Origin of the sequence: Pseudomonas fluorescens, from assembly GCF_001648775.1 — a bacterium.
In the GTDB taxonomy this organism is placed as follows: Bacteria; Pseudomonadota; Gammaproteobacteria; order Pseudomonadales; family Pseudomonadaceae; genus Aquipseudomonas; species Aquipseudomonas fluorescens_M.
The window spans coordinates 58299-83802 of the sequence record NZ_LVEJ01000001.1; the positions used below are offsets into that span (position 1 = coordinate 58299).

Consider the following 25504-nt stretch of genomic DNA (forward strand, 5'->3'; position numbering starts at 1 on the left):
CAAGTACAAGTTCCCATAAAAACCGCAAGGTCAATCACGCGCAAAAAAGATTCTACTTCGGCGCCAGCTCCCTGAGATGGCGTGCGACTGCAATCCATGCACCGATATAACCCAACAGCACCGCGCCAAGCAAGAGCGACAGACCGTCGGCAACTGGCACTCCGGCCAGTGCGAAATCACTGCCGTACAAGCCGGCCAGCCCAACCACCGCATCGTTCAGCCAGTTCAGGCCGAACGCCAATACACCCCAGGACAACAGTCCCGCACCGAAGCCATACAGCGCGCCCATATAAAGGAAGGGACGACGCACATAGCTGTCAGTGCCGCCGACGAGTTTAATCACTTCTATCTCGGTGCGGCGGTTTTCAATATGAAGACGAATGGTATTGCCTATCACCAAAAGTAATGCAGAAACCAAAAGCACCGTCAGACCGAAGACAAAACGATCGCCAAGCTTGAGGATGGCGGCCAGACGCTCGACCCAGACTAGATCAAGTTGCGCCTGTTGTACCTTGGGCAGCTCGGAAAGTTTTTGTCTTAATGCTTCCAGGGTCGGCTTGTCGACTTCGTTCGGCGTCACCAGCACCACGCCCGGCAGCGGGTTCTCAGGCAGCTCACGCAGGGCTTCGCCCAGTCCGGACTGCTGCTGGAACTCTTCCAGCGCCTGATCGCGGCCGACATATTCTGCATCAGCTACGCCGGGCATGCCTTTGATCTGTTCACGCAACGACTCTCCCTGCTCCGGGCTGGCGTCGAGTTGCAGGTACAGCGAGATCTGCGCCGCCCGCTGCCACGAACCGCCGAGACGCTCGACGTTGTTGAGCAACAGCGAAAGCCCCATCGGCAGGCTCAGTGCGACCGCCATCACCATGCAGGTGAAGAAGCTGCCGATCGGCTGTTTGCCCAAGCGGCGCAGGCTGTCGAGCAGGCTGGCGCGATGGCTTTCGATCCACGCACGAAACAGCGTGGCGAAATCCGGGCCATCGTCATCGTCGTGCTTTTTCTTCTTTGGCGGCTGCGGATCAGCGGCTTTCGGGGCCACGCGCTCGGAAACCTTCGGACTGCGTGTCGCACTCATTCGCCGGCCTCCCCGTCGCCAATCAATCGGCCGCGTTGCAGGGTCAGCATGCGGTGACGCATGCGCGCGATCAGCGCCAGGTCGTGACTGGCGATCAGCACGCTGGTGCCGAGACGGTTGATGTCTTCGAACACGCCCATGATTTCCGCCGCCAGACGCGGGTCGAGGTTACCGGTCGGCTCGTCCGCCAGTAGCAAGGCCGGACGATGCACGATGGCGCGGGCAATGCCGACGCGCTGTTGCTGACCGGTGGACAGATCGCCCGGGTACAGATCGGTTTTATCCGACAGCGCCACGCGCTCAAGTGCCGAATCGACACGCTTGGCGATTTCGGCCTTGGACAAGCCAAGAATCTGCAGCGGCAAGGCGACGTTGTTGAACACGGTGCGATCGAACAGCAACTGGTGATTCTGAAACACCACGCCGATCTGCCGGCGCAGGAACGGAATCTGCGCGTTGCTGATGGTGCTCAGGTCTTGCCCGGCCAACAGCAGTTTGCCGCTGGTCGGACGTTCCATCGCCAGCAGCAGGCGCAACAAGGTGGATTTACCGGCACCGGAGTGGCCGGTAACAAACAAGAACTCGCCACGACGGACTCGAAAGCTCAGCTCATGCAAGCCGACGTGACCGTTCGGGTAGCGTTTACCGACCTGTTCGAAACGAATCATGAACGCTCCCGCTCGGCAAACAGTGCCTGGACAAAGGGTTCGGCTTCAAAAGTACGCAAATCATCGATGCCTTCACCGACGCCGATGTAGCGGATCGGCAGGCCGAATTGCTTGGCCAGGGCGAAAATCACCCCGCCCTTGGCGGTACCGTCGAGCTTGGTCAGCGCCAGACCGGTCAGTTCGACGGTCTGGTTGAATTGCTTGGCCTGGTTGATGGCGTTCTGGCCAGTACCGGCGTCGAGCACCAGCAGCACTTCGTGCGGCGCGTCGGCATCGAGCTTGCCGATCACTCGGCGAACCTTTTTCAACTCTTCCATCAAGTTATCTTTGGTGTGCAGACGACCGGCGGTGTCAGCGATCAATACGTCGATGCCACGGGCCTTGGCGGCCTGCACGGCGTCGAAGATCACCGAAGCCGAGTCAGCGCCGGTGTGCTGGGCGATCACCGGAATCTTGTTGCGCTCGCCCCAGACCTGCAATTGCTCCACGGCAGCGGCGCGGAAGGTGTCACCGGCGGCGAGCATGACTTTCTTGCCTTCCAGTTGCAGCTTCTTCGCCAGTTTGCCGATGGTGGTGGTCTTGCCGGCGCCGTTGACGCCGACGACCAGAATCACGAAAGGCTTGTTCTGCGAGACGATTTTCAGCGGTTGTTCGACCGGTTTGAGCATCGCGGCCAGCTCGGCCTGCAGGGATTTGTACAGCGCGTCGGCGTCGGCCAATTCCTTACGAGCAACCTTCTGGGTCAGGCGCTGGATGATCTGCGTGGTGGCTTCGACACCGACGTCGGCGGTGAGCAGACGAGTTTCGAGGTCGTCGAGCAGATCGTCGTCAATGGTTTTGCGGCCGAGGAACAGGCTGGCCATGCCCTCGCCGATGCTCGCGCTGGTTTTCGACAGGCCTTGCTTGAGGCGGGCGAAGAAACCGGCTTTGGTTTCTTCGGTGCGTGGGGCTTCGACGGGCGCTTCAGCAACCACTTCGATTGGCGTAACTGGAGCAGCAACGACCGGTGCAGGCGCAGGTTCGGGCTCAACCACAAGCGCTGGCGCCACTTCAGGCACAAACGCGGCAGGCGCAGGGATCACTGGCGTGATGTGTGCCGCAGCCTCTTCAACCAATGCCACCGGCTCTTCCGCCACCGGCAAGGTCAGCCACGGCTCAGCCGCCGGCGTCAGCGGCAGTTCAGCCGCCTCAGGCGCTTCTGGCTCAGGCTCTGGCTCAACCGGTTGCAGCACCGGCTCGGCAATCGGCAGGACAATCGGTGCCGGCTCTTCTTCTATTACCGGAGCCGGCGCGGGAGCGGGTTCAGGAATCGCGGGCGGCTGTTCGACGACGGGTTCCTGCGGTTTCTTACGCAGCCATCCGAACAGGCTTTTCTTCTCGCCAGCCGCAGCTGGGGTCTTCTTGTCGTCGTTGGAACCAAACATGGAGGACGGCTATCTCACGGTAGCGACGCGCCATAAGGGCGCCCCGGCAAATAAATATTCGATGCAGAACAGACTGTGTTTCATCCAGCTTGTTCACGCGCAACATTTTGTCGAGGCGCCACAGGCACCTCAAAGGTCGATTAATACGAAGGACTGGAACGGCATCGTCGGCGAAAACGCAGAGTTTAGCTGACAAACTCAAAGCTTCTGCCGGGAACCCATACAACCTATCGACCGATCAGTGGCTTGATAGGCGTGGCCGCCAGTAAAACGGATCAGTATCCTAGCACCCTCTCGCCCGCCGACGCTAAGACCAAGCGGGCAGCCCAACAGGTTAAAAAACGAATGAATGCTCTAGCCCGCCGCGCCGCAGGCCTGCTGCTCAGCACAGTCTGCCTGCCCCTTTCGGCCCTGGCGGCCGACCCGCAACCGACCCACGAATTCACCCTCGACAACGGCCTCAAGGTCGTCGTGCGCGAAGACCATCGCGCGCCAGTGGTGGTCTCGCAGGTCTGGTACAAGGTCGGCTCCAGCTACGAAACCCCGGGCCAGACCGGTCTGTCTCACGCGCTCGAGCACATGATGTTCAAGGGCAGCGAGAAAGTCGGCCCCGGCGAAGCCTCGCTGATCCTGCGTGATCTGGGCGCCGAAGAGAACGCCTTCACCAGCGACGACTTCACCGCTTATTACCAGGTGCTGGCCCGCGACCGTCTGGGCGTAGCCTTTGAACTGGAAGCCGACCGCATGGCCAATCTGCGCCTGCCGGCCGACGAGTTCGCCAAGGAAATCGAAGTCATCAAGGAAGAGCGCCGCTTGCGCACCGATGACAAGCCGATGTCCAAGGCTTACGAGCGCTACAAGGCCATGGCCTACCCGGCCAGCGGCTATCACACGCCGACCATCGGCTGGATGGCCGACCTCGACCGCATGAAGGTTGAAGAGCTGCGCCACTGGTACCAATCCTGGTACGTGCCGAACAACGCCACGCTGGTGGTGGTCGGCGATGTCACCCCGGACGAAGTGAAAACCCTCGCCCAACGCTACTTCGGCCCGATCGCCAAGCGCGACGTGCCACCGGCGAAAAAACCACTGGAACTGGCCGAGCCAGGTGAACGCCAGATCACTCTGCACGTGCAGACACAACTGCCTAGCCTGATGCTCGGCTTCAACGTGCCAAGCATCGCCACCGCTGAAGACAAGCGCTCGGTCAACGCCCTGCGCCTGATCTCGGCGCTGCTCGACGGCGGCTACAGCGGTCGCATCCCGACACAACTGGAGCGCGGCGAAGAACTGGTCTCCGGCGGTTCGTCGAACTACGACGCCTACACCCGTGGCGACAGCCTGTTCACCTTGTCGGCAACGCCGAACACGCAGAAGAAAAAGACCATGGCGCAAGCCGAGGCCGGTCTGTGGAAACTGCTGGAGCAGCTGAAAACCACCGCACCGTCCACCGCAGAACTGGAGCGCGTGCGTGCGCAAGTGATTGCCGGCCTGGTCTTCGAACGTGATTCGATCACCAGCCAGGCCACCGCCATTGGCCAACTGGAGACCGTCGGCCTGTCGTGGAAACTGATGGACACCGAACTTGCCGATCTGGAAAGCGTGACCCCGCAAGACATCCAGAACGCCGCCAAGCTGTATTTCACCCGCGAACGTCTCAGCGTCGCCCACGTCCTGCCATTGGAGACGACCCATGAGTGAGCGCAAAACCCCACGCCTGATGCTGCTCGGCCTGATCGCCGTGGCGGTGATCGGCTCCGCTGCTTTCTATCTGTCGCCAAGTGCTGACAGCAAAGCCAGCGAAGCCCTCGACAACGCCAAAACCAGTCAGAAGCTGCAATCACTGGCCGAACTCGACGGCAAGGCCCCGGCCAGTCGCAAACTCGACGTACAAACCTGGAACACCGCCGAAGGCGCCAAAGTGCTGTTCGTCGAAGCCCACGAACTGCCGATGTTCGACATGCGCCTGATCTTCGCCGCCGGCAGCAGCCAGGACGGCAGCGCGTCGGGTCTGGCGGTGCTGACCAACGCGATGCTCAACGAAGGTGTCGCCGGTAAAGACGTCGGCGCCATCGCTCAGGGCTTTGAAGGCCTGGGTGCGGATTTCGGCAATGGTGCTTTCAAGGACATGGCGCTGGCCTCGCTGCGCAGTCTGAGTGCGCCAGAGCAACGTGAACCGGCGTTGAAGCTGTTCTCGGAAGTGGTCGGCAAACCGACCTTCCCGGCCGACTCGTTCGCGCGCATCAAGAACCAGATGCTCGCCGGTTTCGAATACCAGAAACAGAACCCCGGCAAACTCGCCAGCCTCGAGCTGATGAAGCGTCTGTATGGCGATCACCCGTATGCGCATTCGAGCGACGGCAATCCGCAAAGCGTGCCGAAGATCACCCTCGCGCAATTGCGTGAGTTCCACGCCAAGGCCTACGCCGCTGGCAACGTGGTGATCGCGCTGGTCGGTGATCTGTCTCGCGCAGAAGCCGAGGCGATTGCCAATCAGGTCTCCTCTGCGCTGCCGAAGGGTCCGGCGCTGGCGAAGATCGCGCAACCGCAGGAACCGAAAGCCAGCGTCAATCACATCGAGTTTCCGTCGAAGCAGACCAACCTGCTGCTCGCGCAACTGGGCATCGACCGTGACGACCCGGATTACGCGGCACTGTCGATGGGCAACCAGATCCTCGGTGGCGGCGGTTTCGGTACGCGCCTGATGAGCGAAGTGCGCGAGAAACGTGGCCTGACCTACGGCGTGTACTCGGCCTTCAGCCCGATGCAGGCGCGTGGCCCGTTCATGATCAACCTCCAAACCCGCGCGGAAATGAGCGAAGGCACCCTGAAACTGGTGCAGGACGTGCTCGCCGACTACCTGAAAACCGGGCCGACGCAGAAAGAACTCGACGACGCCAAACGCGAACTGGCCGGCAGCTTCCCGCTGTCCACCGCAAGCAATGCCGATATCGTCGGCCAACTCGGCGCGATGGGCTTCTATAATCTGCCGCTGAGCTATCTGGACGACTTCATGCGTCAGTCGCAAAGCCTGACCGTGGAACAAGTCCGCGACGCCCTGAACAAACACCTGAGCACGGACAAAATGGTCATCGTCACCGCGGGTCCAACCGTGCCGCAAAAGCCGTTACCGGCCCCATCTGATAAACCTGCCGAGCAACCGCTCGGGGTTCCGGAGCATTAATGGCGACTCGTTCCCCTAAAAAACCTGCGCACAACGTTCACAACGGTGTGAACCAGTTGCGCATCATTGGCGGCCAATGGCGCAGCCGCAAGCTGAGCTTCCCCGACGCACCGGGCCTGCGCCCGACGCCGGACCGCGTGCGGGAAACCCTGTTCAACTGGCTGGCGCCGTACGTTGAAGGGGCCAAAGTACTTGATCCGTTCGCGGGCAGCGGCGCGCTGTTTCTCGAAGCGCTGTCGCGTGGCGCGGCCATGGGCCAGGCGCTGGATGCCAGCAACATCGCGGTGTCCAGCCTGAAGGAACACCTCGGCACCTTGCGCTGCACCAACGGCCAGGTACAGACCGCCGACGCCCTGCGCTATCTGGAAACCCAGACCGCCAGCGCGTTCGATCTGGTGTTCCTCGACCCGCCGTTCAATCAGAACCTGCTGCCAGCCGTTTGCACCCTGCTGGAAGAACGCCAATGGCTGGCCGCCGACTCGTGGATCTACACTGAAAGTGAAACGGCGCCATCGACGCTGGGCCTGCCGGGCAACTGGCGCCTGCACCGCGAACAGAAATCCGGGCGGGTTTACTACGCGCTGTGGCAACGTACGGCAGAGATCGCCGGTTAACCGACCGGCTTGAACAAGCGGCGCGCTTCGAACGAGGCCGCCGCGCTGCATCGAGAATCATCGTGTCCCCTCCTTCAGAACGCTTCACCCCCGCCTTCGGCCTTGGCAATCCGCACCTGCAAACCTTGTGGGGACCGCTGTGGCGCAAAACCGTGCATATCGAACGTGAACGCGAACGCCTGTGGCTTGAGGATGGCGACTTTCTCGATCTCGACTGGCACGGTCCACATACCGCCGATGCGCCACTGGTGCTGGTGCTGCATGGCCTCACCGGTTCCTCCAATTCGCCCTATGTGGCGGGTGTGCAAAAGGCCTTGGCCGACCAAGGCTGGGCCAGCGTTGCGCTGAACTGGCGGGGCTGCTCCGGCGAACCCAATCTTTTGCCGCGCAGCTACCATTCCGGCGCCAGCGAAGACCTCGCCGAAACCATCAAACACCTACGCGCCAAACGCCCTTTAGCCCCGTTGTATGCCGTCGGCTATTCGTTGGGCGGTAATGTGCTGCTCAAGCATCTTGGGGAAACCGGCAGCGCCAGCGGTGTACTCGGTGCAGTGGCGGTGTCGGTGCCGTTTCGTCTTGATCAATGCGCCGATCGTATTGGCCAGGGCTTTTCCAAGGTCTATCAGGCGCACTTCATGCGCGAGATGGTCGCCTACATCAAGAACAAGCAACGGCAGTTTCAGCACGATGGGCGCGAGGATGGACTGGCAGCGCTAGCGGCGCTGGGTTCGCTGGAGAACATGCGCACGTTCTGGGATTTCGATGGCCGGGTGACGGCGCCGCTGCACGGTTTTACTGATGCCGAGGATTACTATCGGCGGGCGTCGAGTCGCTATTTCCTTGGCGAAATCCGCACGCCAACCCTGATCATCCAGGCGGCGGACGATCCGTTCGTGTTCCCGCACAGTTTGCCGCAGGCCAGTGAACTGTCGGCCTCGACCGCGTTTGAGTTGCAGCCACGCGGCGGCCACGTCGGATTCGTCGACGGCTCTGTGCGCCGGCCCGGTTATTACCTCGAACGTCGTATCCCGCAATGGCTGGCCAGCGTGCCCACATGAGCGATCACGGCGAGTCGATCCATTTCTGGCAAACCGCGCCACTGGCCGGCGTCGAACTGTTGTCGGCACGCTACATCGATCATCGTTTCGCCCCGCATGTGCACGACGGCTTCGTGATCGGCATGATCATGGCCGGCGCCCAGCGCTACCGCTATCGCGGCGCCGAACATCTGGCCGGCAGCGGCACGCTGGTGCTGATCAATCCGGACGAATTGCACACCGGGCACAAAGGCACTGAGGATGGTTGGTTGTATCGGGCGTTTTATCCCGACACGTCACAGATCGTTTCGCTGCTGGATGAACTGGAACTGTCCAGCACAAGCCTGCCGGCGTTTGGCGCCACGCTGTATCGCGATGCGGATCTGGTCAGCGGGTTTGCGCAACTGCACCGTTTGCTGGAAAGCCCGGCGACCGCCCTGCAACAGCAAACGGTGTGGCGCGAGATGATGTTGCTGCTATTGCAGCGTCACGCGGCAGTGCCGGTGCCCGGTCGGGCTGGCAAAGAGCACCGCGCGGTGCTGCTGGGCAAGGAATTGCTGCACGCGCAACTGGCCGCGCCGCCATCGCTGGAAGAGCTCGCCGCGGCGGTCAATCTGTCGCCCTTCCACTTCGCCCGGGTGTTCCGCCGTGCGACCGGCATGCCGCCGCACACCTGGCTGATGCAACAGCGCATTGCCCAGGCACGCGCCCTGTTGCAGAGCGGTTGCCTGCCACTGGAAGTCGCCACGCAATTGGGTTTTGCCGACCAGAGCCATTTGAGCCGACAGTTCAAACAGGCTTATGGCGTCGGACCCGCCGCCTATCGCAGCGCCCGACAGACTCCCTCAGACACCCCATAACCAATGTGGGAGCGAGCCTGCTCGCGAAAGCGGTCGCTCACTCAACATTGATGTCGACTGATCTGACGCCTTCGCGAGCAGGCTCGCTCCCACAGGGGGATTTGTATTGGTTATTCGCCGGTGGCGATGCCGCGAGCAGGTTCGTTGATCCACTCACTCCAAGACCCGGCATACAACGCCCCCAACGGGTAACCCGCCAGGCACAACGCAAACAGGTTATGACACGCGGTCACTCCGGAGCCGCAATAGGCGACCAGCTCCGACGGCGAACGCTCACCGAGCTTGGCCGCAAAACGCTGCTTGAGCTGATCGGCCGGCAGGAATCGCCCGTCACTGCCCAGGTTGTCGGTGAACGCCGCGCATAGCGCGCCGGGAATATGCCCGGCAACCGGATCAATCGGCTCCACTTCGCCCTTGAAGCGCGGCAACGCCCGGGCATCGATCAGCGTCAGCGTCGACTGGCCGAGGCGCTGCTGCAATTGGTCGGCGCTGAGCAGCAGGCTCATGTCCGGCTCGCCATTGAGATTGCCACGGGTAACCGTCGGTGCATCCAGACTCAGCGGCAGACCCGCCGCGTGCCAGGCCTTGAGGCCGCCATCGAGAATGAACACGCCGTCGCGCTTGCCCAGCCACGCCAGCAACCACCATGCGCGCGCCGCGTAGGCACCGGGGCCGTCGTCATACAAAACCACGTCGCTGTCGTCGTTGATGCCCCACGCGTGCAGGCGCTCGATCAACTCTGCCGGTTCGGGCAGCGGATGACGACCGGTGACGCCTTTGACCACTTTGCCGCTGAGATCGCGCTCAAGGTCGGCGAAGCTCGCTCCGGCAATATGCCCTTCGGCGTAGCTGCGCTGACCGTAATCCGGGTCTTCAAGGGCAAAACGACAATCGAGAATCACCAGCCCCGGCTGTTCTTTGCGGGCATCCAGTGCTGGCGGGCTGATCAACTGCGCAATCGGCATAACGAGCTCCTGTGGAGTTGCATCGGGAATGTTTACTTTACGTCTTCGAGCGCCTGGGCCAAGGGTACGTAGAACTCGTCGAACAGCGCGTTGACCGCGTCCCGCGCCTGCTCGGTAACAAAACCGGCCTCCAGCACCAGCACTTGATACACACCGCGTTTAACGGCCTGCTCACTGAGGTGATTGGAGTTCTCGCGGGTGGTGCACAGAAAGCGAACCCACGAGGTCAGGATGATCCACGCGTTGAGGGTCAGGGATTCGATCTGCACGCGGTCCATTTTCAGGATCCCGGCGGCGACAAAGCCTTCGTAGATCGCCGCACCCTGAATCACGCAGCGCTGGGAAAAGCGCCGATACCGGGCGGCCAGTTCTGCGTCGCTGTCGAGCAAGTGTTCGAGATCGCGGTGCAGAAAGCGGTAACGCCACATCGCCGAGAGCAGTTCCTTGAGATAGAAACGCTTGTCTTCAACCGTCGCGGCGCGCCCCTGTGGCGGGCGCAGAAAGCTGTCCACCAAGGCTTCGTACTCACTGAACAGCACGGCGATGATCGCCTGCTTGTTAGGGAAGTGGTAGTACAGGTTGCCCGGAGAAATCTCCATATGGGCCGCAATGTGATTGGTGCTGATGCTGCGCTCGCCCTGCTGATTGAACAGCTCGAGACTGTTCTGAACGATGCGCTCGCTGGTTTTTATTCGTGGGGCCATGGCTTGAGCTTTAATTCAGAGTGCGGTGACCGGCATCTTACGACCTATCCGGAAATGGATAAAACAAAGCTGCGCAAGGAAGTCATTTGACTTTCTAGAGCATAGACTCTAAAAAGTCCTCACTACAATAAAACCGGAGCCTTTGATGACTGCCGACATTGCCTACCTGCAAACGCTGCAACAGCCACTCGAAGCGCTCGACCGGTTGTTCGCCGTGCAACGCGCCGCGTATGCCGCCAACCCGATGCCGCCGGCCGCTCAGCGCCAGCAATGGCTGAAAACCCTGCGCGATTTGCTCAGCAGCGAGCGCCAGGCGTTGATCGAGGCGATCAGTGCGGATTTCAGTCACCGCAGCGCCGACGAGACCCTGCTCGCCGAATTGATGCCGAGCCTGCACGGCATTCATTACGCCAGCCGCCATCTCAAGCGCTGGATGAAAGCCTCGCCGCGCAAGGTCGGCATCGCCTTCCAGCCCGCCTCGGCGAAAGTGGTTTATCAGCCGCTGGGCGTGGTCGGCGTCATCGTGCCGTGGAATTACCCGTTGTATCTGGCCATCGGACCGTTGGTCGGGGCATTGGCAGCGGGCAACCGGGTGATGCTCAAACTCAGCGAATCGACCCCGGCCACCGGGCTGCTGCTCAAGCAATTGCTGGCGCGGGTGTTCCCCGAAGATCTGGTCTGCGTGGTGCTCGGCGAGGCTGACGTCGGCGTCGCTTTCTCGCGCCTGCCCTTCGATCATCTGCTGTTCACCGGCTCCACCAGCGTCGGCAAGCACGTGATGCGCGCCGCTGCTGAAAACCTTACGCCCGTGACCCTGGAACTGGGCGGCAAATCCCCGGCGATCGTCTCCCATGACGTGCCGCTGAAGGACGCGGCCGAGCGCATCGCCTTCGGCAAAACCCTGAACGCCGGACAAACCTGCGTCGCGCCCGATTACGTGTTGGTGCCGGAAGACCGCGTCGGCGCTTTCGTCGAAGCCTATCGCCAGGCCGTGCAGAGTTTTTACCCGAACCTCGCCGACAACCCGGACTACACGGCGATCATCAACGAACGCCAACTGGCGCGACTGAACGGTTATGTCAGCGACGCGACCAGCAAAGGCGCGTTACTGATTCCACTGTTCGAGCAAGGTCAGGGCCGACGCATGCCGCACAGTGTGCTGTTGAATGTCAGCGACGAGATGACCGTGATGCAGGACGAGATCTTTGGCCCGTTGCTGCCGATCGTGCCGTATCAGGATTTGCAGCAGGCATTTGCTTACATCAATCAGCGGCCACGTCCTCTGGCTCTTTACTACTTCGGCTACGACAAACGTGAACAGAATCGCGTGCTGCACGAAACCCACTCCGGCGGTGTTTGCCTGAACGACACCTTGCTGCACGTGGCGCAGGACGATATGCCGTTCGGTGGCATTGGTCCTTCGGGTATGGGCCACTATCACGGCCATGAAGGTTTCCTGACGTTCAGCAAGGCCAAGGGCGTATTGATAAAACAGCGCTTCAACGCGGCCAAACTGATTTACCCGCCGTACGGCAAATCGATTCAGAAACTGATCCAGAAGCTGTTCATCCGCTAACGTTCGTCACCGCCGGGTAATAAAAACAATGCACCCAAGCCTGACCGAAACACCTGCGCTGTCGCGCCGTGGCCTGCTGAAATTCAGCCTCGGCGCCACGGCTTTCCTTGCCACTGCCGGGCTCGGCGCCAGCCTCAGTGGCTGCTCGTCGAGCGTTGCGGCTAACGGTTTCATCGCGCTACGCGACGGCGACCTGCTGTTTTTGCACGCGCTGATCCCGGTGATGCTCGACGGCGCCGTGGCGGTCGAGAAAATGCCGGGCGCGGTTGAAGGCACGCTGAAATCACTGGACTACAGCCTCGATCACTTGTCGCCGGAAATGCTCAAACTCACCCGGCAACTGTTCGATGTACTGGGCATGGCCGTGACGCGCGGGCCGCTCACCGGGATCTGGGGCAGTTGGGAAAATGCCAGCCCGGAGGCGATGCGCAATTTCCTCGATCGCTGGGAAAACAGCTCGTTGAGCCTGCTGCGCATGGGGCATAGCTCGTTGCAGCAGATGGTGATGATGGCCTGGTACACCCGCGCAGAAGCCTGGGCGCATTGCGGTTATCCCGGCCCGCCTACCGTTTGAGACCGGCGGCGCGGCTTTCGCGAGCAAGCTCGCTCCCACAGGGGTTCGCACTCCAATGTGGGAGCGAGCTTGCTCGCGAAGGGGCCAGCCGCCACACCTTGCATCCAAAAATAATAAAGAGAAGCTGATCGATGCCCGTACCCGACCCGTTCCGCGAAGGCCTCGCCCGAGGCTGGAAAACCTACAACGGCGCGCAACTCACCGACGACCTGACCCTTGAAGCCGACGTGGCCATCATCGGCAGCGGCGCGGGTGGCGGCACCACCGCTGAAATCCTCAGCGCCGCCGGCTACAAAGTCCTGCTGATTGAAGAGGGTCCGCTGAAAACCAGCTCCGACTTCAAAATGCTCGAAGACAAGGCCTACAGCAGCCTGTACCAGGAAGGCATCGGTCGCATGAGCAAGGACGGTGCGATCACCATCCTGCAAGGTCGCGCGGTCGGCGGCACGACGTTGATCAACTGGACATCGAGCTTTCGCACGCCCGAACCGACGCTTGAACACTGGGCCAGGGAGCACAACGTCAAAGGCCACAGTGCCGCCGACATGGCGCCGTGGTTCGAGAAAATGGAACAGCGCCTCGGCGTCGCGCCGTGGATGGTCCCGCCCAATGCCAACAACGACGTGATCCGCAAAGGCTGTGAGCAACTCGGCTATAGCTGGCACGTGATCCCGCGCAACGTGCGCGGTTGCTGGAACCTCGGTTACTGCGGCATGGGCTGCCCGACCAACGCCAAACAATCGATGATGGTCACCACCATTCCGGCGACGTTGGAAAAGGGTGGAGAACTGCTCTATCTGGCCCGAGCGGAGAAACTGCTGATCAATGGCGACAAGGTCACCGGCCTGCACTGCGTGGCGATGGACGAGCGCTGCGTCGCACCGACCGGGCGCAACATCACTGTCAAGGCGCGGCATTACGTGCTGGCCGGCGGGGGCATCAACAGCCCGGCGCTGTTGCTGCGCTCGGACGCCCCGGACCCGCATAAAAATCTGGGGAAACGCACCTTCCTGCACCCGGTGAACATGTCCGCCGCGCGCTTCGATGAAGTCATCAACCCGTTTTACGGGGCGCCGCAGTCGATTTATTCCGATCATTTCCAATGGAAGGACGGCACCACCGGGCCGATGGCTTTCAAACTGGAAGTGCCGCCATTGCACCCGGCGCTGGCCGCCACGCTGCTCGGCGGTTTTGGTCAGGAGAGCGCGCAACACATGGCCGACCTGCCGCACACCCACGCCATGCTCGCCTTGTTGCGCGACGGCTTCCACCCGGACAGTACCGGTGGCTCGGTCGAATTACGCGGTGACGGTTCGCCGGTGCTCGACTATCAGGTTTCGCCCTATGCCTGGGAAGGCTTGCGCCGGGCGTTTCAGGTCATGGCCGAAATCCAGTTCGCCGGCGGCGCGAAATCGGTAATGCCGATGCACGCCGACGCGCGCTACGTGAAAACCCTGGCTGAAGCGCGCACGTTGATCGACGGTTTGAGCCTGGAGCTGTATCGCACGCGACTGGGCAGTGCCCACGTCATGGGCGGCTGCGCGATGGGTGAAGAGCCGAAAAGCGCCGTCACCGACAGCCTCGGCCGCCATCATCAACTGGCTAATCTGTCGATCCATGACGGCTCACTGTTCCCCACCAGCATCGGCGCCAACCCGCAGCTGTCGGTGTATGGCCTGACCGCGCAACTGGCGACAGCACTCGCCGACAGGCTGAAAAACCCGTGAAAAAACCCATTATTGCGATCGTCTATAGTGCTTTCTTACCCAACAGGCGACTTGGCCGACCGGGACGGCTGCGATACCATCCGACTCCCCAACGGACTCCCGCCAGGACGACGCGATGAACCGAGTGTTGTACCCAGGTACCTTCGACCCTATTACCAAGGGCCATGGCGATCTGGTCGAACGCGCCTCGCGCCTGTTCGATCACGTGATCATTGCGGTCGCTGCCAGCCCGAAGAAAAACCCGCTGTTCCCGCTGGAACAACGGGTCGAACTGGCTCGCGAGGTCACCAAACACCTGCCGAATGTGGAAGTGGTCGGCTTCTCGACGCTGCTGGCGCATTTCGCCAAAGAGCAGAACGCCAATGTGTTCCTGCGTGGTCTGCGCGCGGTGTCGGACTTCGAATACGAATTCCAGCTGGCCAACATGAACCGCCAGTTGGCCCCGGATGTCGAGAGCCTGTTTCTCACCCCATCCGAGCGTTATTCGTTCATTTCCTCGACGCTGGTACGGGAAATTGCCGCGCTGGGCGGCGATATCAGCAAGTTCGTCCACCCGGCCGTGGCTGACGCGCTGACCCTGCGCTTCAAGAAGTAACGACCGTTCAAACGGCGCCCGCGTGCACTGCGGGCGCCAATGCGGCACAATTGCGCGCATTGATTTATAGCGCCCGGGCCTGCCGCCCCGGCTGGAGTTAGCATGTCCCTGATCATCACCGACGATTGCATCAACTGCGACGTCTGCGAACCCGAGTGCCCGAACGCCGCCATTTCCCAAGGCGAAGAGATCTACGTGATCGACCCAAACCTGTGCACCCAGTGCGTCGGCCACTACGACGAACCGCAGTGCCAGCAGGTTTGCCCGGTGGATTGCATCCCGCTGGACGAGGCGCATCCGGAGACTGAAGAACAGTTGATGGAGAAGTACCGCCTGATCACCGGCAAGGCCTAAGCCTTCAGCGTCCGTTCGGGCCTCTTCGCGAGCAGGCTCGCTCCCACTTTTGAAATGCGTTCCAAAGTGGGAGCGAGCCTGCTCGCGAAGGGGCCATCAGCAGCACCGCAAAACCCTGATCAACTCACTCGCGCTGCTCAAACCCCTCCCCGATACACCCCAGACACCGCACAAACGCCGCTTTCGCCGGATCAACCACCAGCGCCTGCCCGGCATCGCCAATCCCGCCACCCAGCGCGGTAAACGGCAACGACACGACAAACGCCCCCGCACCGATCACCGTCGCCACCACCAATAAAGGTCGGGCAATCAGCAAATCGCCGATCATCGCGTAGGCCGGGGGATTCTGGATGGTGTAGCGCGGATCACCGCTGCCGTTTTCCGTGGCCTGAACAGCCAGACTGGAACACAGCAGCAGTGCAACAACGAGGGCTTGCAAGGACTTCATGGCACGATCCTTCGGGCTGAACAGTGAGACAACTCACTATAGACCGTAGGACCTTTTCAGCTTTTTGCCTCAGCTCTGGCAGCGCGGGCAGAACACACTGGCGCGCTGACCCAGCTTCACTTCGCGCAGACCGGTGCCACAGACCTTGCAGTGCTCACCGCCGCGGCCGTAGACAAATAGCTCCTGCTGAAAATAGCCCGGCTGGCCGTCACCACCGATGAAATCACGCAACGTGGTGCCACCGCGCTCGATGGCGGCGGCCAGAATACGTTTGATCTCGATCGCCAATTTCAGATAGCGCCCCCGAGAAATGCCTCCGGCCTCGCGACGTGGGTCGATCCCGGCGGCAAACAATGCTTCGGTCGCGTAAATATTGCCGACCCCAACCACCACCGCGTTGTCCATGATGAACGGCTTGACTGCCATCGAACGCCCGCGCGACAACTGGAACAGCCGCTCGCCATCGAACAGATCGGTCAACGGCTCCGGGCCGAGACGGATCAGCAGTTCGTGATTGAGCGGGTCGTTACTCCACAACATCGCACCGAACCGTCGCGGGTCCGTATAGCGCAGCGCCAGCCCCGACTCCAGTTCGATATCGACGTGTTCATGCTTGAGCGCCGGCAAACCGACTTCGACCAGACGCAAATTGCCCGACATGCCCAAATGGCTGATCAGCGTGCCCACTTCGGCATTGATCAACAGATACTTGGCGCGTCGCTCGACCAGCACGATGCGCTGCCCTGACAGGCGCACATCGAGGTCTTCTGGAATCGGCCAGCGCAGCCGCCGATCACGCACGATGACCCGACTGACACGCTGGCCTTCCAGATGCGGGGCGATCCCGCGACGGGTGGTTTCGACTTCCGGCAGTTCAGGCATGGCGTCCTCGGATCAATGCGCGCCGAGGTCGCGGATCGTTTGTTTGAGGGTTTCGAAGTCGTAATCCGACAGTCCTACATAGTCGAGCACCAGCGGCCCGACGGCGTTCCATTCGAAATCTTCGGTCTGGTTGCCCAGCACGCGATACGAAGCGCAAATGTGCTCGGCCATCTTCAGGATCGCCAACAGGTTTTTCAGCTGACTGTTGCGCGACGACTCATCGCTGAAGATCGCCAGGGCATTGTGGTGATTGGCGATGGCCGCGCTGACATGCTCGGGCAGGCGCCAGGACTTGGCCGTGTAGTAACCGACCACCGCGTGGTTGGTGTTGAACTCGCTGTTCTCGGTGTCGACGACCCGGCATTCGGCGCTGGCGTTGGCGTACGCCTTTTCCAGCACCGACATGTAATTGGGGAACCGTTGCAGCATCAATGGCACGCCGCAATCGTGGAACAGGCCCAAGGCATACGCCTCGTCGCCGGCCTGAGTACCGACGCGCTTGGCCAGGGTCAGGCAGGTCATCGCCACATCCTGGGCGGTGTCCCAGAAACGGTTGAGGGTGACGATGGTGTCGTCGTTCATCTCGCCCTTGATCGACTGCGCGTTGATCAGGTTGATGATCGAGCGGCTGCCCAACAGGTTCACCGCGCGTTGAATCGAGGTGATCTTGTTGCTCAAGCCGTAATACGGCGAGTTGACGATTTTCAGCAACGAGCCGGACAGGCCAGGATCCTGAGCGATCAGCTTGGCGATCACCTCCAGGTCCGGATCAGGCATGTACTGCTCCATTTGCAGATCCACCATGATCTGCGGTTGCGCCGGCACACTGATGCCTTGCAGCGATTGTTGAATCTGTTCGGTGGTCAGCTCTTGGGACATAAGTACACACTCTGGGACAGGCGGCGATTCTAACCGTTGAAACCGCAGGACGACACACCGATGGGCATATCGGAGGAACTTTCATTCAAGCTCAGGCTTCGGATTTTGTAAGGCGCGCCGGACAATTTCTGTCTGCTGCGCCAGTAAATTCCCGCAGACTCAGGAGCTTATCGATGGCCACCTCACTCAATGGCAAGCGCGTCGCTTTTTTGGTAACCGATGGTTTCGAACAGGTTGAATTGACAGGTCCCAAGCAGGCCCTGGAACAGGCTGGTGCCCAAGTCGACATACTGTCGGCTGAAGCTGGCAAGGTCAAAGGCTGGAACCACGACAAACCGGCGGACGATTTCAACGTCGACCAGACCTTTCAAAGCGCCAGCAGCGAGCAGTACGACGCAATCGTCCTGCCGGGCGGCGTGCAGAATTCCGACACCATCCGCATCGATCAGGATGCCCAACACTTGGTCAAGACCGGCGCCTCGGCCGGCAAACCGATTGCGGTGATCTGCCATGGCGGCTGGCTGCTGATCTCGGCCGGGCTGGTCAACGGCAAGACCATGACCAGTTACAAAACGCTCAAGGATGATCTGGTCAATGCCGGGGCCAATTGGGTCGATAAAGAAGTGGTCAAGGACGGTCACTTGATCAGCAGCCGCCAGCCGGATGATATTCCGGCGTTCAACAAGGAGCTGATCGACGCACTTTCGGCGTAGAAGTCAAAACCGCCTTCGCGAGCAAGTCGAATCGTCGCACCGTCGCTCCCACACTGGTCTTGTGTAGGCCGTAAATCCCCTGTGGGAGCGAGCTTGCTCGCGAAGGGGCCATCAGCGTTTCATCGCTCATCAAACCCGGCACAAGTCGCAACACGCTATACTCCCGCTCTTTTTTCCGGAGCGACGTCATGTCCCTGCCTAGCCTGCGCCTCAAAGCCAACGCCGACCGTCGCCTGCGCAACGGCCACTTGTGGGTCTACAGCAACGAAATCGATGTGGCCGCCACCCCATTGCACGGCTTCAAGGCCGGCGATCAGGCGATCCTCGAAGCCGCCGGCGGCAAAACGCTGGGCATCGTGGCGATGAGCCCGAATAACCTGATCTGTGCCCGTCTGGTGTCGCGCGACATCAAGCTGCCGTTGGACAAATCCCTGCTGGTGCACCGCCTCAACGTAGCCCTGTCGCTGCGCGAGCGCCTGTTCGACAAGCCGTTCTATCGTCTGGTTTACGGTGACTCCGACCTGCTGCCGGGCCTGGTGGTTGACCGTTTCGGCGACATTCTGGTGGTGCAGATCGCCTCGGCGACCATGGAAGCGCATAAAGACGACGTGATCGCCGCGTTGACCCAAGTGCTCAAGCCAAGCGGCATCCTGTTCAAGAACGATTCCGCTGCGCGTGATGCCGAAGGCCTCAACCGCTACGTCGAAACCGTGTTCGGTCTGGTGCCGGAGTGGGTGGCGCTGGAAGAGAACGGCGTGAAGTTCGAAGCACCGGTCATTCAAGGCCAGAAAACCGGCTGGTTCTACGACCACCGCATGAACCGCGCACGCCTGGCGCCATACGCCAAAGGCAAACGCGTGCTCGACCTCTATAGCTACATCGGTGGCTGGGGTGTGCAGGCTGCCGCATTCGGCGCCAGCGAAGTGTTCTGTGTCGATGCGTCGGCCTTCGCCCTCGACGGCGTTGAGCGTAACGCTGCGCTGAACGGTTTCGCCGACAAGATGACCTGCATCGAAGGCGACGTCTTCGAAGCCCTGAAGGAACTGAAAGCCAGCGAAGAGCGTTTCGACGTGATCGTGGCCGATCCGCCAGCGTTCATCAAACGCAAGAAAGACATGAAAAACGGCGAAGGCGCCTACCGTCGCCTGAACGAGCAAGCCATGCGCCTGCTCAACAAGGACGGCATTCTGGTCAGCGCTTCGTGTTCGATGCACCTGCCGGAAGACGATCTGCAGAACATCCTGCTGACCAGCGCCCGTCACCTGGATCGCAACATCCAGATGCTCGAGCGTGGCGGCCAGGGCCCGGACCATCCGGTGCACCCGGCCATCGCTGAAACCCGCTACATCAAAAGCATCACCTGCCGTCTGCTGCCTAACAGCTGATACCGGTATGACGGGGAGCCCCAGCGGCTCCCCGCTTGCTTTTTACGCGCTCATTTTCGTCTTTCTGTCACCCCGCCCACACTGAGCTTCCTACACTTGCCTTCCCATGGAAGTGCAGGAAATTTCCCTACGCCCGTTAATTACTGCCATTAGTCTCACAACTTCGTGACAAGCCCAAGATGAGTCCGACAAAATTACTGGAATATTCCTACTTAATATCCGCTTGCCAATAATCCATTACAAACTATTATTGAGTTGTCACCACGAGGTGGCACTTACCATTCAATGAACAAGGAGTTCACGTCATGAAAGTTATCTCTATGGAAGGCAACAAAATGGCAAACCTGGCTTTTCTGGTAGCCCCTAAAGCCCGCTAAGCGAGTCTAGACGCCGGGTAGTGCCGGCAACCCGGCGTCTTTACAAACTTCAACCAGAGCTTCCTAAAACATGCACATCAACCCTTATCTATTTATATTGCCACGCACACCCGCGCACATAGTCTGGAATTATAAAGACCACATTCAACATGAACTTGATCTTGACTATTCACTGCGACTAAGCCAACTCATCAACAATCCCGACTTGTTCGACAGCCGCAACAATATAGACATACAACTCCTCAATGCCGGAATCCTGAGTATTTCAAAACAAGACCCGATTGAATGGGGCTGGGACGAGCTATCGAAGATTTATCACATCGGCACGCAAAACATTCCCTGCCGCACAATATTCACGAATGGTCGAGACAATACCTGGACCACTGCAATGAAGTTCTGGCCAAACCCGCACCCTGCGCCGGGCGCGCGATCATTGACGCGACGTCGCGCATCGCATTGCCCACAGCCAGCGCACCGTCTCACGACAACCTGACTGACGCCCTGACCCGGCGCAAAACCTGTCGCTCCTTTACCGGCCGCGCCCTTTCGCTCGATGACGTCAGTACGTTGTTGTACCTGTCATTCGGTTTTCTGCAAGAACGCGACAACGCGCAAGACGGCATTGCCGAAGGTCTCGACGCGCGCCGCAGCAGCCCTTCGGGTGGCGGACTGAACGCGTGCGAATGCTTTCTGCTGGCACAGAACATCGACGGTCTGGAGCCCGGTGTTTATGCCTATCACCCTGCCGAACATGTCCTGACACGGGTGAATGCGTTGCCGCAAGCGCCGCTAGGGCAGTTACTCGGCGGGCAGCATTTCATCAACAACCTGCCGCTGGGGTTGTTCATCACCGCCCGGTTCGACCGGTTGTGGTGGAAATATGAACACTCGCGTGCCTACCGCATGGCCTTCGTCGAAGCCGGTCATCTGTCGCAATCCTTCCAGTTGATCGCGACAGCATTGGGCCTCAATACCTGGCTGACCGGGGCCTTCACTGACAATCAGGTCGAGGCTCTGCTGAACATTGAAGGCACGGCCGAGCAACCGCTGTTTTTTGTCGGCTGTGGCGAAAGTGACGGCCAGGCAATGTGTCAGGAGATTCAGGATCTGCTGCGAGGGCCGCAAACATGAGCGTCCTTGATGATGCTCAGGACGAAGCGCCGGTTTCCTGGGCATTGCGCTTTACACTTGGCGACTGGAACAGTCGCGCCTCGGTGCGCAGCAGCCCGCACGACTATCAGCTAGCCGATGACGTCCAACAACAATTGCTCACTCGTCACTGGTTTCCACCCGCGTTCCTGCCGTACCTGGCACACCCGGCGATCATCGCGGCAGGTCGCGCCGTTACCCATCGCCTGACAGCCAATCATCTGGTGCATTTCCTCGACTACACGACGCTGCTCGAGCACCGCATCGTCAATCGTGCCGTCGAGGTTATCGTCCACGGTGAGCTACCGGTTTTCGTGCCTGCACGCATGAAAACCGCCGCACTCCAGCTCTATACCGACGAGGGCTATCACGCACTGTTTTCCAATCGCCTCGCCGAACAGATCGCTGACTTGCATGGCTTCAAAGGACGTCCGGTGATGCCGTTGCGCATCAGCCGCTTTAACGCTCTGATCGCCCGTACGCCTGAAAGCAAGCGGCCATTGGCGTGGTTTCTGCTTGGGTTCGTCTCGGAAACCATCATTGCCCGGGAGCTGCTCGATGTTTGCCGCGACAGTCTGGTGTCGACGGTCAACGACATGTTGCGCGATCACCTGGCTGACGAGGCCCGCCACAGTCGCTTTTTCGCCGAAGTGTTTCATTATCTGTGGCTGACGCTGAACAGCCGCCAGCGCATCTTCGCCGCCAGAACCGTGCTGATCGTCATCGAGATGTTCTTTGAGGTAGATACCCTTTGGTTGCAGCAGAGCCTGCGCAGCAACGGCATCGATGAAAGGGCCATCGAGGAAATCCTCGGTAGCCTGAGCGATACACACGCCAGACGTCTGCGCGCCAGAACGGGGGCCATCGCCACCGTTGATGCACTGAAAAAGGCCGGTTTCTTCGCCACCCCCAATAACCGCAAGCTTTTCGCCAAGGCAGGACTGCTCGATGAATGAAGGAAAACCTGTGGTCAGCGCCCGTCAACGGCGGGGGGCCATCAGCCTGTTACTGGCCATGGTTTTGTTGGGTGTGTTTCCGCTGGATGTCCTGCTGCCTTCGTTCCCGGCCCTGGCCGAGCACTTTCGCACCAGCCCGGCAGACATCGCGCTGTCGATCAGTCTGTTCGCCGTGGGCATCGCCTTTGCTCAATTGCTGATCGGACCACTCTCGGACGTGATCGGGCGCAAGGGCTTGCTGCTGGTGGGCATGAGTATTTCGATGCTCGGTGCCCTCGGCTGCGCTTTGACCAGCGACTACACGCTGTTTCTCGGATTCAGGCTGATCCAGGCCCTGGGTTGCGGCTGTTTCGTGTTGTCCCAGGCGCTGGTGCAGGATCTGTTCGAAGGCGAGGAGCGCGATCGCCTGCGTATCCTGATGGTGACCGCCACCGGGTTGTTCATCTCGGTATCGCCATTGGCCGGCACCTTCCTGCAGGCCACCCTCGGCTGGCGAGGCAGCTTCTGGGTGTTCGCCGCACTGGCGGCAGCGGTTCTGTTCAAGGCCTGGCTGTTTCTCGACAACAGCCGGCCTGTCGCCAGTGACCGTCCACACAATTTCCTCAAGGCTTACCAAAGGGTGCTGGGAGATTTCGATTTCGTGGGGCACTGGCTTATTTCGGCTTTCGCTTTCGCCTGCCATTTCTCGTTCATTGTGATCTCGCCGCTGATCTTCATGGATCAGCTGCAACTGTCGGCCTATGACTTCTCACTGATATTGCTGGTCTACGGCGCCGCCTACGTAGTCGGTGGCATCATCGCCACCGTGCTCAGCCGCCGGATAACGCCCGGCCAGCAAATCGTCGTCGGACTGAGCCTGATCCTGATTTCGGGGCTGGTCATGCTCAGTCTGAGCGCAAACTTCGAACTGTCACCCGCCACCGTATTGATCCCGATGCTGATCTGCACCGCCGGCACCACCATTGCCCGGCCGGCAGCCACGTCGCGGGCCATGGGGCTGTTCCCGGAGATCGCCGGTACATCGGCTGCGGCAGGCAGCACGCTCATTTTCATCTGCGGCGGTTTGATCAGCGCATTGATCAGCCTGAGCCCGGCCAATCTCCAGTCGACGCTGGGCTACAGCTTTGTCTTGCTCAGCGTCGTGGCACTGGCACTGAACCGTCGGATCAGCCGGCGCAACAGAACCCTTCAGGTCACCGCCATAGTGCAACCGGGAGCGGACTGAACCTGCCGATCGTCATCCCACACGCACCGTCGGCACTGGAACAACACTTTGCGCCATTCCCTCCAGGCGCCAGCGGTGTAGAATCGGCTGATTCATCGCCATTCATCCCCCGGCGGGTTTATGAGCTCAGGCTGAGACCAGCGGCGATCCCGCAACGTCATCGGCAACTTCACGGACACACGGCCATTTCTGAGTGTTCCAGACGTCAATAGAAGCTCACTCCCATTTAGTACCTGATTAGCCGCCCGGAGTGCTCCATGCCAGATTACCGCTCGAAAACATCCACCCACGGCCGCAACATGGCCGGCGCCCGCGCACTGTGGCGCGCCACGGGGATGAAAGATGACGACTTCAAAAAGCCGATCATCGCCATTGCCAACTCGTTCACCCAGTTCGTACCCGGCCACGTGCACCTGAAGGACTTGGGCCAACTGGTCGCCCGCGAAATTGAACGCGCCGGCGGTGTCGCGAAAGAATTCAACACCATCGCCGTGGATGACGGCATCGCCATGGGTCACGACGGCATGCTCTATTCGCTGCCGAGCCGCGAGATCATCGCCGACTCCGTCGAGTACATGGTCAACGCCCATTGCGCCGACGCCATCGTGTGCATTTCCAACTGCGACAAGATCACCCCGGGCATGTTGATGGCCGCCTTGCGCCTGAACATTCCGGTGATCTTCGTTTCCGGCGGCCCGATGGAAGCCGGCAAGACCAAACTCGCTTCCCACGGTCTCGACCTCGTCGACGCCATGGTGATCGCCGCCGACGAAAGCGCTTCTGACGAGAAAGTCGCTGAGTACGAGCGCAGCGCCTGCCCGACGTGCGGTTCGTGCTCCGGCATGTTCACCGCCAACTCGATGAACTGCCTGACCGAAGCCCTCGGCCTGGCCTTGCCGGGCAACGGTTCCACTCTGGCCACCCACAGCGACCGCGAACAGCTGTTCCTGCAGGCCGGCCGTACCATCGTCGAGCTGTGCAAGCGTTACTACGGCGAGAACGACGAGTCGGTATTGCCGCGCAATATCGCCAACTTCAAGGCGTTCGAGAACGCGATGATGCTCGACATCGCCATGGGCGGTTCGACCAACACCATCCTGCACTTGCTCGCCGCTGCCCAGGAAGCCGAGATCGATTTCGACCTGCGCGACATCGACCGTCTTTCGCGCACCGTTCCACAGCTGTGCAAAGTCGCGCCGAACATCCAGAAGTACCACATGGAAGACGTGCACCGCGCTGGTGGCATCTTCAGCATCCTCGGTTCGCTGGCCCGTGGCGGCCTGCTGCACACCGATCTGCCAACCGTGCACAGTCGCAGCATGGAAGAAGCCATCGCCAAGTGGGACATCACCCAGACCACCGATGAAGCCGTGCATCACTTCTTCAAGGCCGGCCCTGCCGGTATCCCGACGCAGACGGCGTTCAGCCAGTCGACCCGTTGGGAAACCCTCGATGACGACCGTGAAAATGGCTGCATCCGCAGCTTCGAGCACGCCTATTCGCAAGAAGGTGGTTTGGCCGTGCTGTACGGCAACATCGCCCTCGACGGTTGCGTGGTGAAAACCGCCGGTGTCGACGAATCGATCCACGTCTTCGAAGGCAACGCGAAGATCTTCGAAAGCCAGGACAGTGCCGTACGCGGCATCCTCGCTGACGAAGTGAAGGCTGGCGACATCGTCATCATTCGCTACGAAGGCCCGAAAGGCGGCCCGGGCATGCAGGAAATGCTCTACCCGACGTCGTACCTGAAATCCAAAGGTCTGGGCAAAGCCTGTGCGCTGCTCACCGACGGGCGTTTCTCCGGCGGTACTTCCGGTCTGTCCATCGGTCACGCTTCGCCTGAGGCTGCGGCCGGCGGCGCGATCGGTCTGGTGCAGGATGGCGACAAGGTGCTGATCGACATTCCGAACCGTTCGATCAACCTGTTGGTCAGCGACGAAGAACTGGCGGCACGCCGCGCCGAGCAGGACAAGAAAGGCTGGAAACCGGTCGAGATTCGTCCACGCAAAGTGACCACCGCCCTCAAGGCCTACGCCCTGCTGGCGACCAGTGCCGACAAAGGTGCTGTGCGTAACAAAGCGATGCTCGACGGACTATAAGTCTTAACCGTCGAACAAAAAATGCCCCGCC

25 protein-coding genes and 1 pseudogene are annotated in these 25504 nt (G+C 60.6%); 18 read left to right on the forward strand and 8 right to left on the reverse strand.

Annotated features, from left to right (window positions below; genetic code table 11):
• Window positions 1-52: 52 nt before the first annotated feature.
• From ftsX to ftsY, 3 genes are read right to left on the reverse strand one after another with little or no spacing between them, the layout of a single operon-like run.
• Entirely contained in the window at window positions 53-1078 is a 1026-nt protein-coding gene (gene ftsX / locus A8O26_RS00300; protein WP_064116278.1) for a permease-like cell division protein FtsX, read from the reverse strand.
• Window positions 1075-1746, reverse strand: coding sequence for a cell division ATP-binding protein FtsE (ftsE, locus tag A8O26_RS00305; protein WP_008065082.1), 672 nt, complete (start codon window positions 1744-1746; stop codon window positions 1075-1077). Before ftsE ends, ftsX begins: the two co-directional genes overlap by 4 nt.
• The gene (gene ftsY / locus A8O26_RS00310; protein WP_064116279.1) at window positions 1743-3170 is read right to left on the reverse strand and encodes a signal recognition particle-docking protein FtsY; all 1428 of its coding nucleotides are present in this window, start codon (window positions 3168-3170) and stop codon (window positions 1743-1745) included. The genes ftsE and ftsY overlap by 4 nt, the downstream gene beginning before the upstream one ends.
• Between ftsY and A8O26_RS00315 the strand changes: the two genes are divergently transcribed.
• From A8O26_RS00315 to A8O26_RS00340, 6 genes are all read left to right on the forward strand, one after another.
• A complete protein-coding gene (locus A8O26_RS00315) occupies window positions 3169-3363 on the forward strand; it encodes a hypothetical protein (RefSeq protein WP_025112092.1) in 195 nt (64 codons plus the stop codon). The genes ftsY and A8O26_RS00315 overlap by 2 nt on opposite strands.
• 152 nt (window positions 3364-3515) lie before the next feature.
• Complete coding sequence (locus A8O26_RS00320) at window positions 3516-4871, forward strand: M16 family metallopeptidase (RefSeq protein WP_064116280.1); 1356 nt, start codon at window positions 3516-3518, stop codon at window positions 4869-4871.
• Window positions 4864-6354 (forward strand): M16 family metallopeptidase, encoded by a 1491-nt coding sequence (locus tag A8O26_RS00325; RefSeq protein ID WP_064116281.1) that lies wholly within the window; start codon window positions 4864-4866, stop codon window positions 6352-6354. The genes A8O26_RS00320 and A8O26_RS00325 overlap by 8 nt, the downstream gene beginning before the upstream one ends.
• A complete protein-coding gene (gene rsmD, locus A8O26_RS00330; RefSeq protein WP_064116282.1) occupies window positions 6354-6968 on the forward strand; it encodes a 16S rRNA (guanine(966)-N(2))-methyltransferase RsmD in 615 nt (204 codons plus the stop codon). The genes A8O26_RS00325 and rsmD overlap by 1 nt, the downstream gene beginning before the upstream one ends.
• Window positions 6969-7030: 62 nt before the next feature.
• Window positions 7031-8026, forward strand: a complete 996-nt coding sequence (locus A8O26_RS00335; RefSeq protein ID WP_064116283.1) for a hydrolase — start codon at window positions 7031-7033, stop codon at window positions 8024-8026.
• The gene (locus A8O26_RS00340) at window positions 8023-8865 is read left to right on the forward strand and encodes an AraC family transcriptional regulator (protein ID WP_064116647.1); all 843 of its coding nucleotides are present in this window, start codon (window positions 8023-8025) and stop codon (window positions 8863-8865) included. The genes A8O26_RS00335 and A8O26_RS00340 overlap by 4 nt, the downstream gene beginning before the upstream one ends.
• A 110-nt stretch (window positions 8866-8975) precedes the next feature.
• Here the strand turns inward: A8O26_RS00340 and A8O26_RS00345 are convergent, their stop codons facing one another.
• On the reverse strand, window positions 8976-9830 hold the full coding sequence (locus tag A8O26_RS00345) for a sulfurtransferase (RefSeq protein WP_064116284.1): 855 nt from the start codon (window positions 9828-9830) through the stop codon (window positions 8976-8978).
• Window positions 9831-9862: 32 nt separating this feature from the next.
• Complete coding sequence (locus tag A8O26_RS00350) at window positions 9863-10522, reverse strand: TetR/AcrR family transcriptional regulator (RefSeq protein ID WP_253756625.1); 660 nt, start codon at window positions 10520-10522, stop codon at window positions 9863-9865.
• Between A8O26_RS00350 and A8O26_RS30100 the strand changes: the two genes are divergently transcribed.
• The 6 genes from A8O26_RS30100 (at window position 10430) to A8O26_RS00375 (ending at window position 15360) form a co-directional block, all read left to right on the forward strand.
• Window positions 10430-10624: a hypothetical protein gene (locus tag A8O26_RS30100; protein ID WP_253756634.1), complete on the forward strand. Its 195-nt coding sequence runs from the start codon at window positions 10430-10432 to the stop codon at window positions 10622-10624. The genes A8O26_RS00350 and A8O26_RS30100 overlap by 93 nt on opposite strands.
• A gap of 55 nt (window positions 10625-10679) precedes the next feature.
• Window positions 10680-12110, forward strand: a complete 1431-nt coding sequence (locus A8O26_RS00355) for a coniferyl aldehyde dehydrogenase (RefSeq protein WP_064116286.1) — start codon at window positions 10680-10682, stop codon at window positions 12108-12110.
• 28 nt (window positions 12111-12138) lie between these two features.
• Complete coding sequence (locus tag A8O26_RS00360) at window positions 12139-12684, forward strand: hypothetical protein (protein WP_064116287.1); 546 nt, start codon at window positions 12139-12141, stop codon at window positions 12682-12684.
• 131 nt (window positions 12685-12815) lie between these two features.
• The gene (locus A8O26_RS00365) at window positions 12816-14411 is read left to right on the forward strand and encodes a GMC family oxidoreductase (protein WP_064116288.1); all 1596 of its coding nucleotides are present in this window, start codon (window positions 12816-12818) and stop codon (window positions 14409-14411) included.
• Window positions 14412-14526: 115 nt separating this feature from the next.
• Window positions 14527-15006, forward strand: a complete 480-nt coding sequence (coaD, locus tag A8O26_RS00370; RefSeq protein ID WP_003229157.1) for a pantetheine-phosphate adenylyltransferase — start codon at window positions 14527-14529, stop codon at window positions 15004-15006.
• A 102-nt stretch (window positions 15007-15108) separates the two neighbouring features.
• Entirely contained in the window at window positions 15109-15360 is a 252-nt protein-coding gene (locus tag A8O26_RS00375; RefSeq protein WP_003213796.1) for a YfhL family 4Fe-4S dicluster ferredoxin, read from the forward strand.
• 124 nt (window positions 15361-15484) lie between these two features.
• Here the strand turns inward: A8O26_RS00375 and A8O26_RS00380 are convergent, their stop codons facing one another.
• The 3 genes from A8O26_RS00380 to A8O26_RS00390 all read right to left on the reverse strand — a co-directional run bounded on the left by A8O26_RS00380 (window position 15485) and on the right by A8O26_RS00390 (window position 17515).
• Complete coding sequence (locus A8O26_RS00380) at window positions 15485-15808, reverse strand: hypothetical protein (protein ID WP_064116289.1); 324 nt, start codon at window positions 15806-15808, stop codon at window positions 15485-15487.
• A gap of 69 nt (window positions 15809-15877) precedes the next feature.
• A complete protein-coding gene (gene mutM, locus A8O26_RS00385) occupies window positions 15878-16690 on the reverse strand; it encodes a bifunctional DNA-formamidopyrimidine glycosylase/DNA-(apurinic or apyrimidinic site) lyase (RefSeq protein WP_007913582.1) in 813 nt (270 codons plus the stop codon).
• 12 nt (window positions 16691-16702) lie between these two features.
• Window positions 16703-17515 carry an HDOD domain-containing protein gene (locus A8O26_RS00390; protein ID WP_172828106.1) on the reverse strand — a complete coding sequence of 271 codons (813 nt, stop codon included), beginning with the start codon at window positions 17513-17515 and terminating at the stop codon, window positions 16703-16705.
• A 227-nt stretch (window positions 17516-17742) separates the two neighbouring features.
• On the opposite strand from A8O26_RS00390, the gene A8O26_RS00395 reads away from it, so the two are divergent.
• The 6 genes and pseudogenes from A8O26_RS00395 (at window position 17743) to ilvD (ending at window position 25473) form a co-directional block, all read left to right on the forward strand.
• Complete coding sequence (locus A8O26_RS00395; RefSeq protein WP_064116291.1) at window positions 17743-18282, forward strand: type 1 glutamine amidotransferase domain-containing protein; 540 nt, start codon at window positions 17743-17745, stop codon at window positions 18280-18282.
• Between the two features lie 188 nt (window positions 18283-18470).
• Window positions 18471-19667, forward strand: coding sequence for a class I SAM-dependent rRNA methyltransferase (locus tag A8O26_RS00400; RefSeq protein ID WP_064116292.1), 1197 nt, complete (start codon window positions 18471-18473; stop codon window positions 19665-19667).
• Window positions 19668-20114: 447 nt separating this feature from the next.
• Window positions 20115-21175: pseudogene (locus A8O26_RS00405) on the forward strand (SagB family peptide dehydrogenase).
• Window positions 21172-22149, forward strand: coding sequence for a diiron oxygenase (locus A8O26_RS00410; RefSeq protein ID WP_064116293.1), 978 nt, complete (start codon window positions 21172-21174; stop codon window positions 22147-22149). The pseudogene A8O26_RS00405 and the gene A8O26_RS00410 overlap by 4 nt, the downstream one beginning before the upstream one ends.
• A complete protein-coding gene (locus A8O26_RS00415) occupies window positions 22142-23374 on the forward strand; it encodes a multidrug effflux MFS transporter (protein ID WP_064116294.1) in 1233 nt (410 codons plus the stop codon). Before A8O26_RS00410 ends, A8O26_RS00415 begins: the two co-directional genes overlap by 8 nt.
• A gap of 257 nt (window positions 23375-23631) precedes the next feature.
• A complete protein-coding gene (ilvD, locus tag A8O26_RS00420) occupies window positions 23632-25473 on the forward strand; it encodes a dihydroxy-acid dehydratase (protein ID WP_008088424.1) in 1842 nt (613 codons plus the stop codon).
• Window positions 25474-25504 lie beyond the last annotated feature (31 nt).

Bases quoted from the DNA above. Each gene is read 5' to 3' on its own strand.
- ftsX (WP_064116278.1), bottom strand. From the start codon at position 1,078: ATGAGTGCGACACGCAGTCCGAAGGTTTCCGAGCGCGTGGCCCCGAAA.
- ftsE (WP_008065082.1), bottom strand. From the start codon at position 1,746: ATGATTCGTTTCGAACAGGTCGGTAAACGCTACCCGAACGGTCACGTC.
- A8O26_RS00315 (WP_025112092.1), top strand. From the start codon at position 3,169: ATGGAGGACGGCTATCTCACGGTAGCGACGCGCCATAAGGGCGCCCCG.
- ftsY (WP_064116279.1), bottom strand. From the start codon at position 3,170: ATGTTTGGTTCCAACGACGACAAGAAGACCCCAGCTGCGGCTGGCGAG.
- A8O26_RS00320 (WP_064116280.1), top strand. From the start codon at position 3,516: ATGAATGCTCTAGCCCGCCGCGCCGCAGGCCTGCTGCTCAGCACAGTC.
- A8O26_RS00325 (WP_064116281.1), top strand. From the start codon at position 4,864: ATGAGTGAGCGCAAAACCCCACGCCTGATGCTGCTCGGCCTGATCGCC.
- rsmD (WP_064116282.1), top strand. From the start codon at position 6,354: ATGGCGACTCGTTCCCCTAAAAAACCTGCGCACAACGTTCACAACGGT.
- A8O26_RS00340 (WP_064116647.1), top strand. From the start codon at position 8,023: ATGAGCGATCACGGCGAGTCGATCCATTTCTGGCAAACCGCGCCACTG.
- A8O26_RS00345 (WP_064116284.1), bottom strand. From the start codon at position 9,830: ATGCCGATTGCGCAGTTGATCAGCCCGCCAGCACTGGATGCCCGCAAA.
- A8O26_RS30100 (WP_253756634.1), top strand. From the start codon at position 10,430: ATGGGCCGCAATGTGATTGGTGCTGATGCTGCGCTCGCCCTGCTGATT.
- A8O26_RS00355 (WP_064116286.1), top strand. From the start codon at position 10,680: ATGACTGCCGACATTGCCTACCTGCAAACGCTGCAACAGCCACTCGAA.
- A8O26_RS00360 (WP_064116287.1), top strand. From the start codon at position 12,139: ATGCACCCAAGCCTGACCGAAACACCTGCGCTGTCGCGCCGTGGCCTG.
- A8O26_RS00365 (WP_064116288.1), top strand. From the start codon at position 12,816: ATGCCCGTACCCGACCCGTTCCGCGAAGGCCTCGCCCGAGGCTGGAAA.
- coaD (WP_003229157.1), top strand. From the start codon at position 14,527: ATGAACCGAGTGTTGTACCCAGGTACCTTCGACCCTATTACCAAGGGC.
- A8O26_RS00375 (WP_003213796.1), top strand. From the start codon at position 15,109: ATGTCCCTGATCATCACCGACGATTGCATCAACTGCGACGTCTGCGAA.
- A8O26_RS00380 (WP_064116289.1), bottom strand. From the start codon at position 15,808: ATGAAGTCCTTGCAAGCCCTCGTTGTTGCACTGCTGCTGTGTTCCAGT.
- mutM (WP_007913582.1), bottom strand. From the start codon at position 16,690: ATGCCTGAACTGCCGGAAGTCGAAACCACCCGTCGCGGGATCGCCCCG.
- A8O26_RS00395 (WP_064116291.1), top strand. From the start codon at position 17,743: ATGGCCACCTCACTCAATGGCAAGCGCGTCGCTTTTTTGGTAACCGAT.
- A8O26_RS00400 (WP_064116292.1), top strand. From the start codon at position 18,471: ATGTCCCTGCCTAGCCTGCGCCTCAAAGCCAACGCCGACCGTCGCCTG.
- A8O26_RS00410 (WP_064116293.1), top strand. From the start codon at position 21,172: ATGAGCGTCCTTGATGATGCTCAGGACGAAGCGCCGGTTTCCTGGGCA.
- A8O26_RS00415 (WP_064116294.1), top strand. From the start codon at position 22,142: ATGAATGAAGGAAAACCTGTGGTCAGCGCCCGTCAACGGCGGGGGGCC.
- ilvD (WP_008088424.1), top strand. From the start codon at position 23,632: ATGCCAGATTACCGCTCGAAAACATCCACCCACGGCCGCAACATGGCC.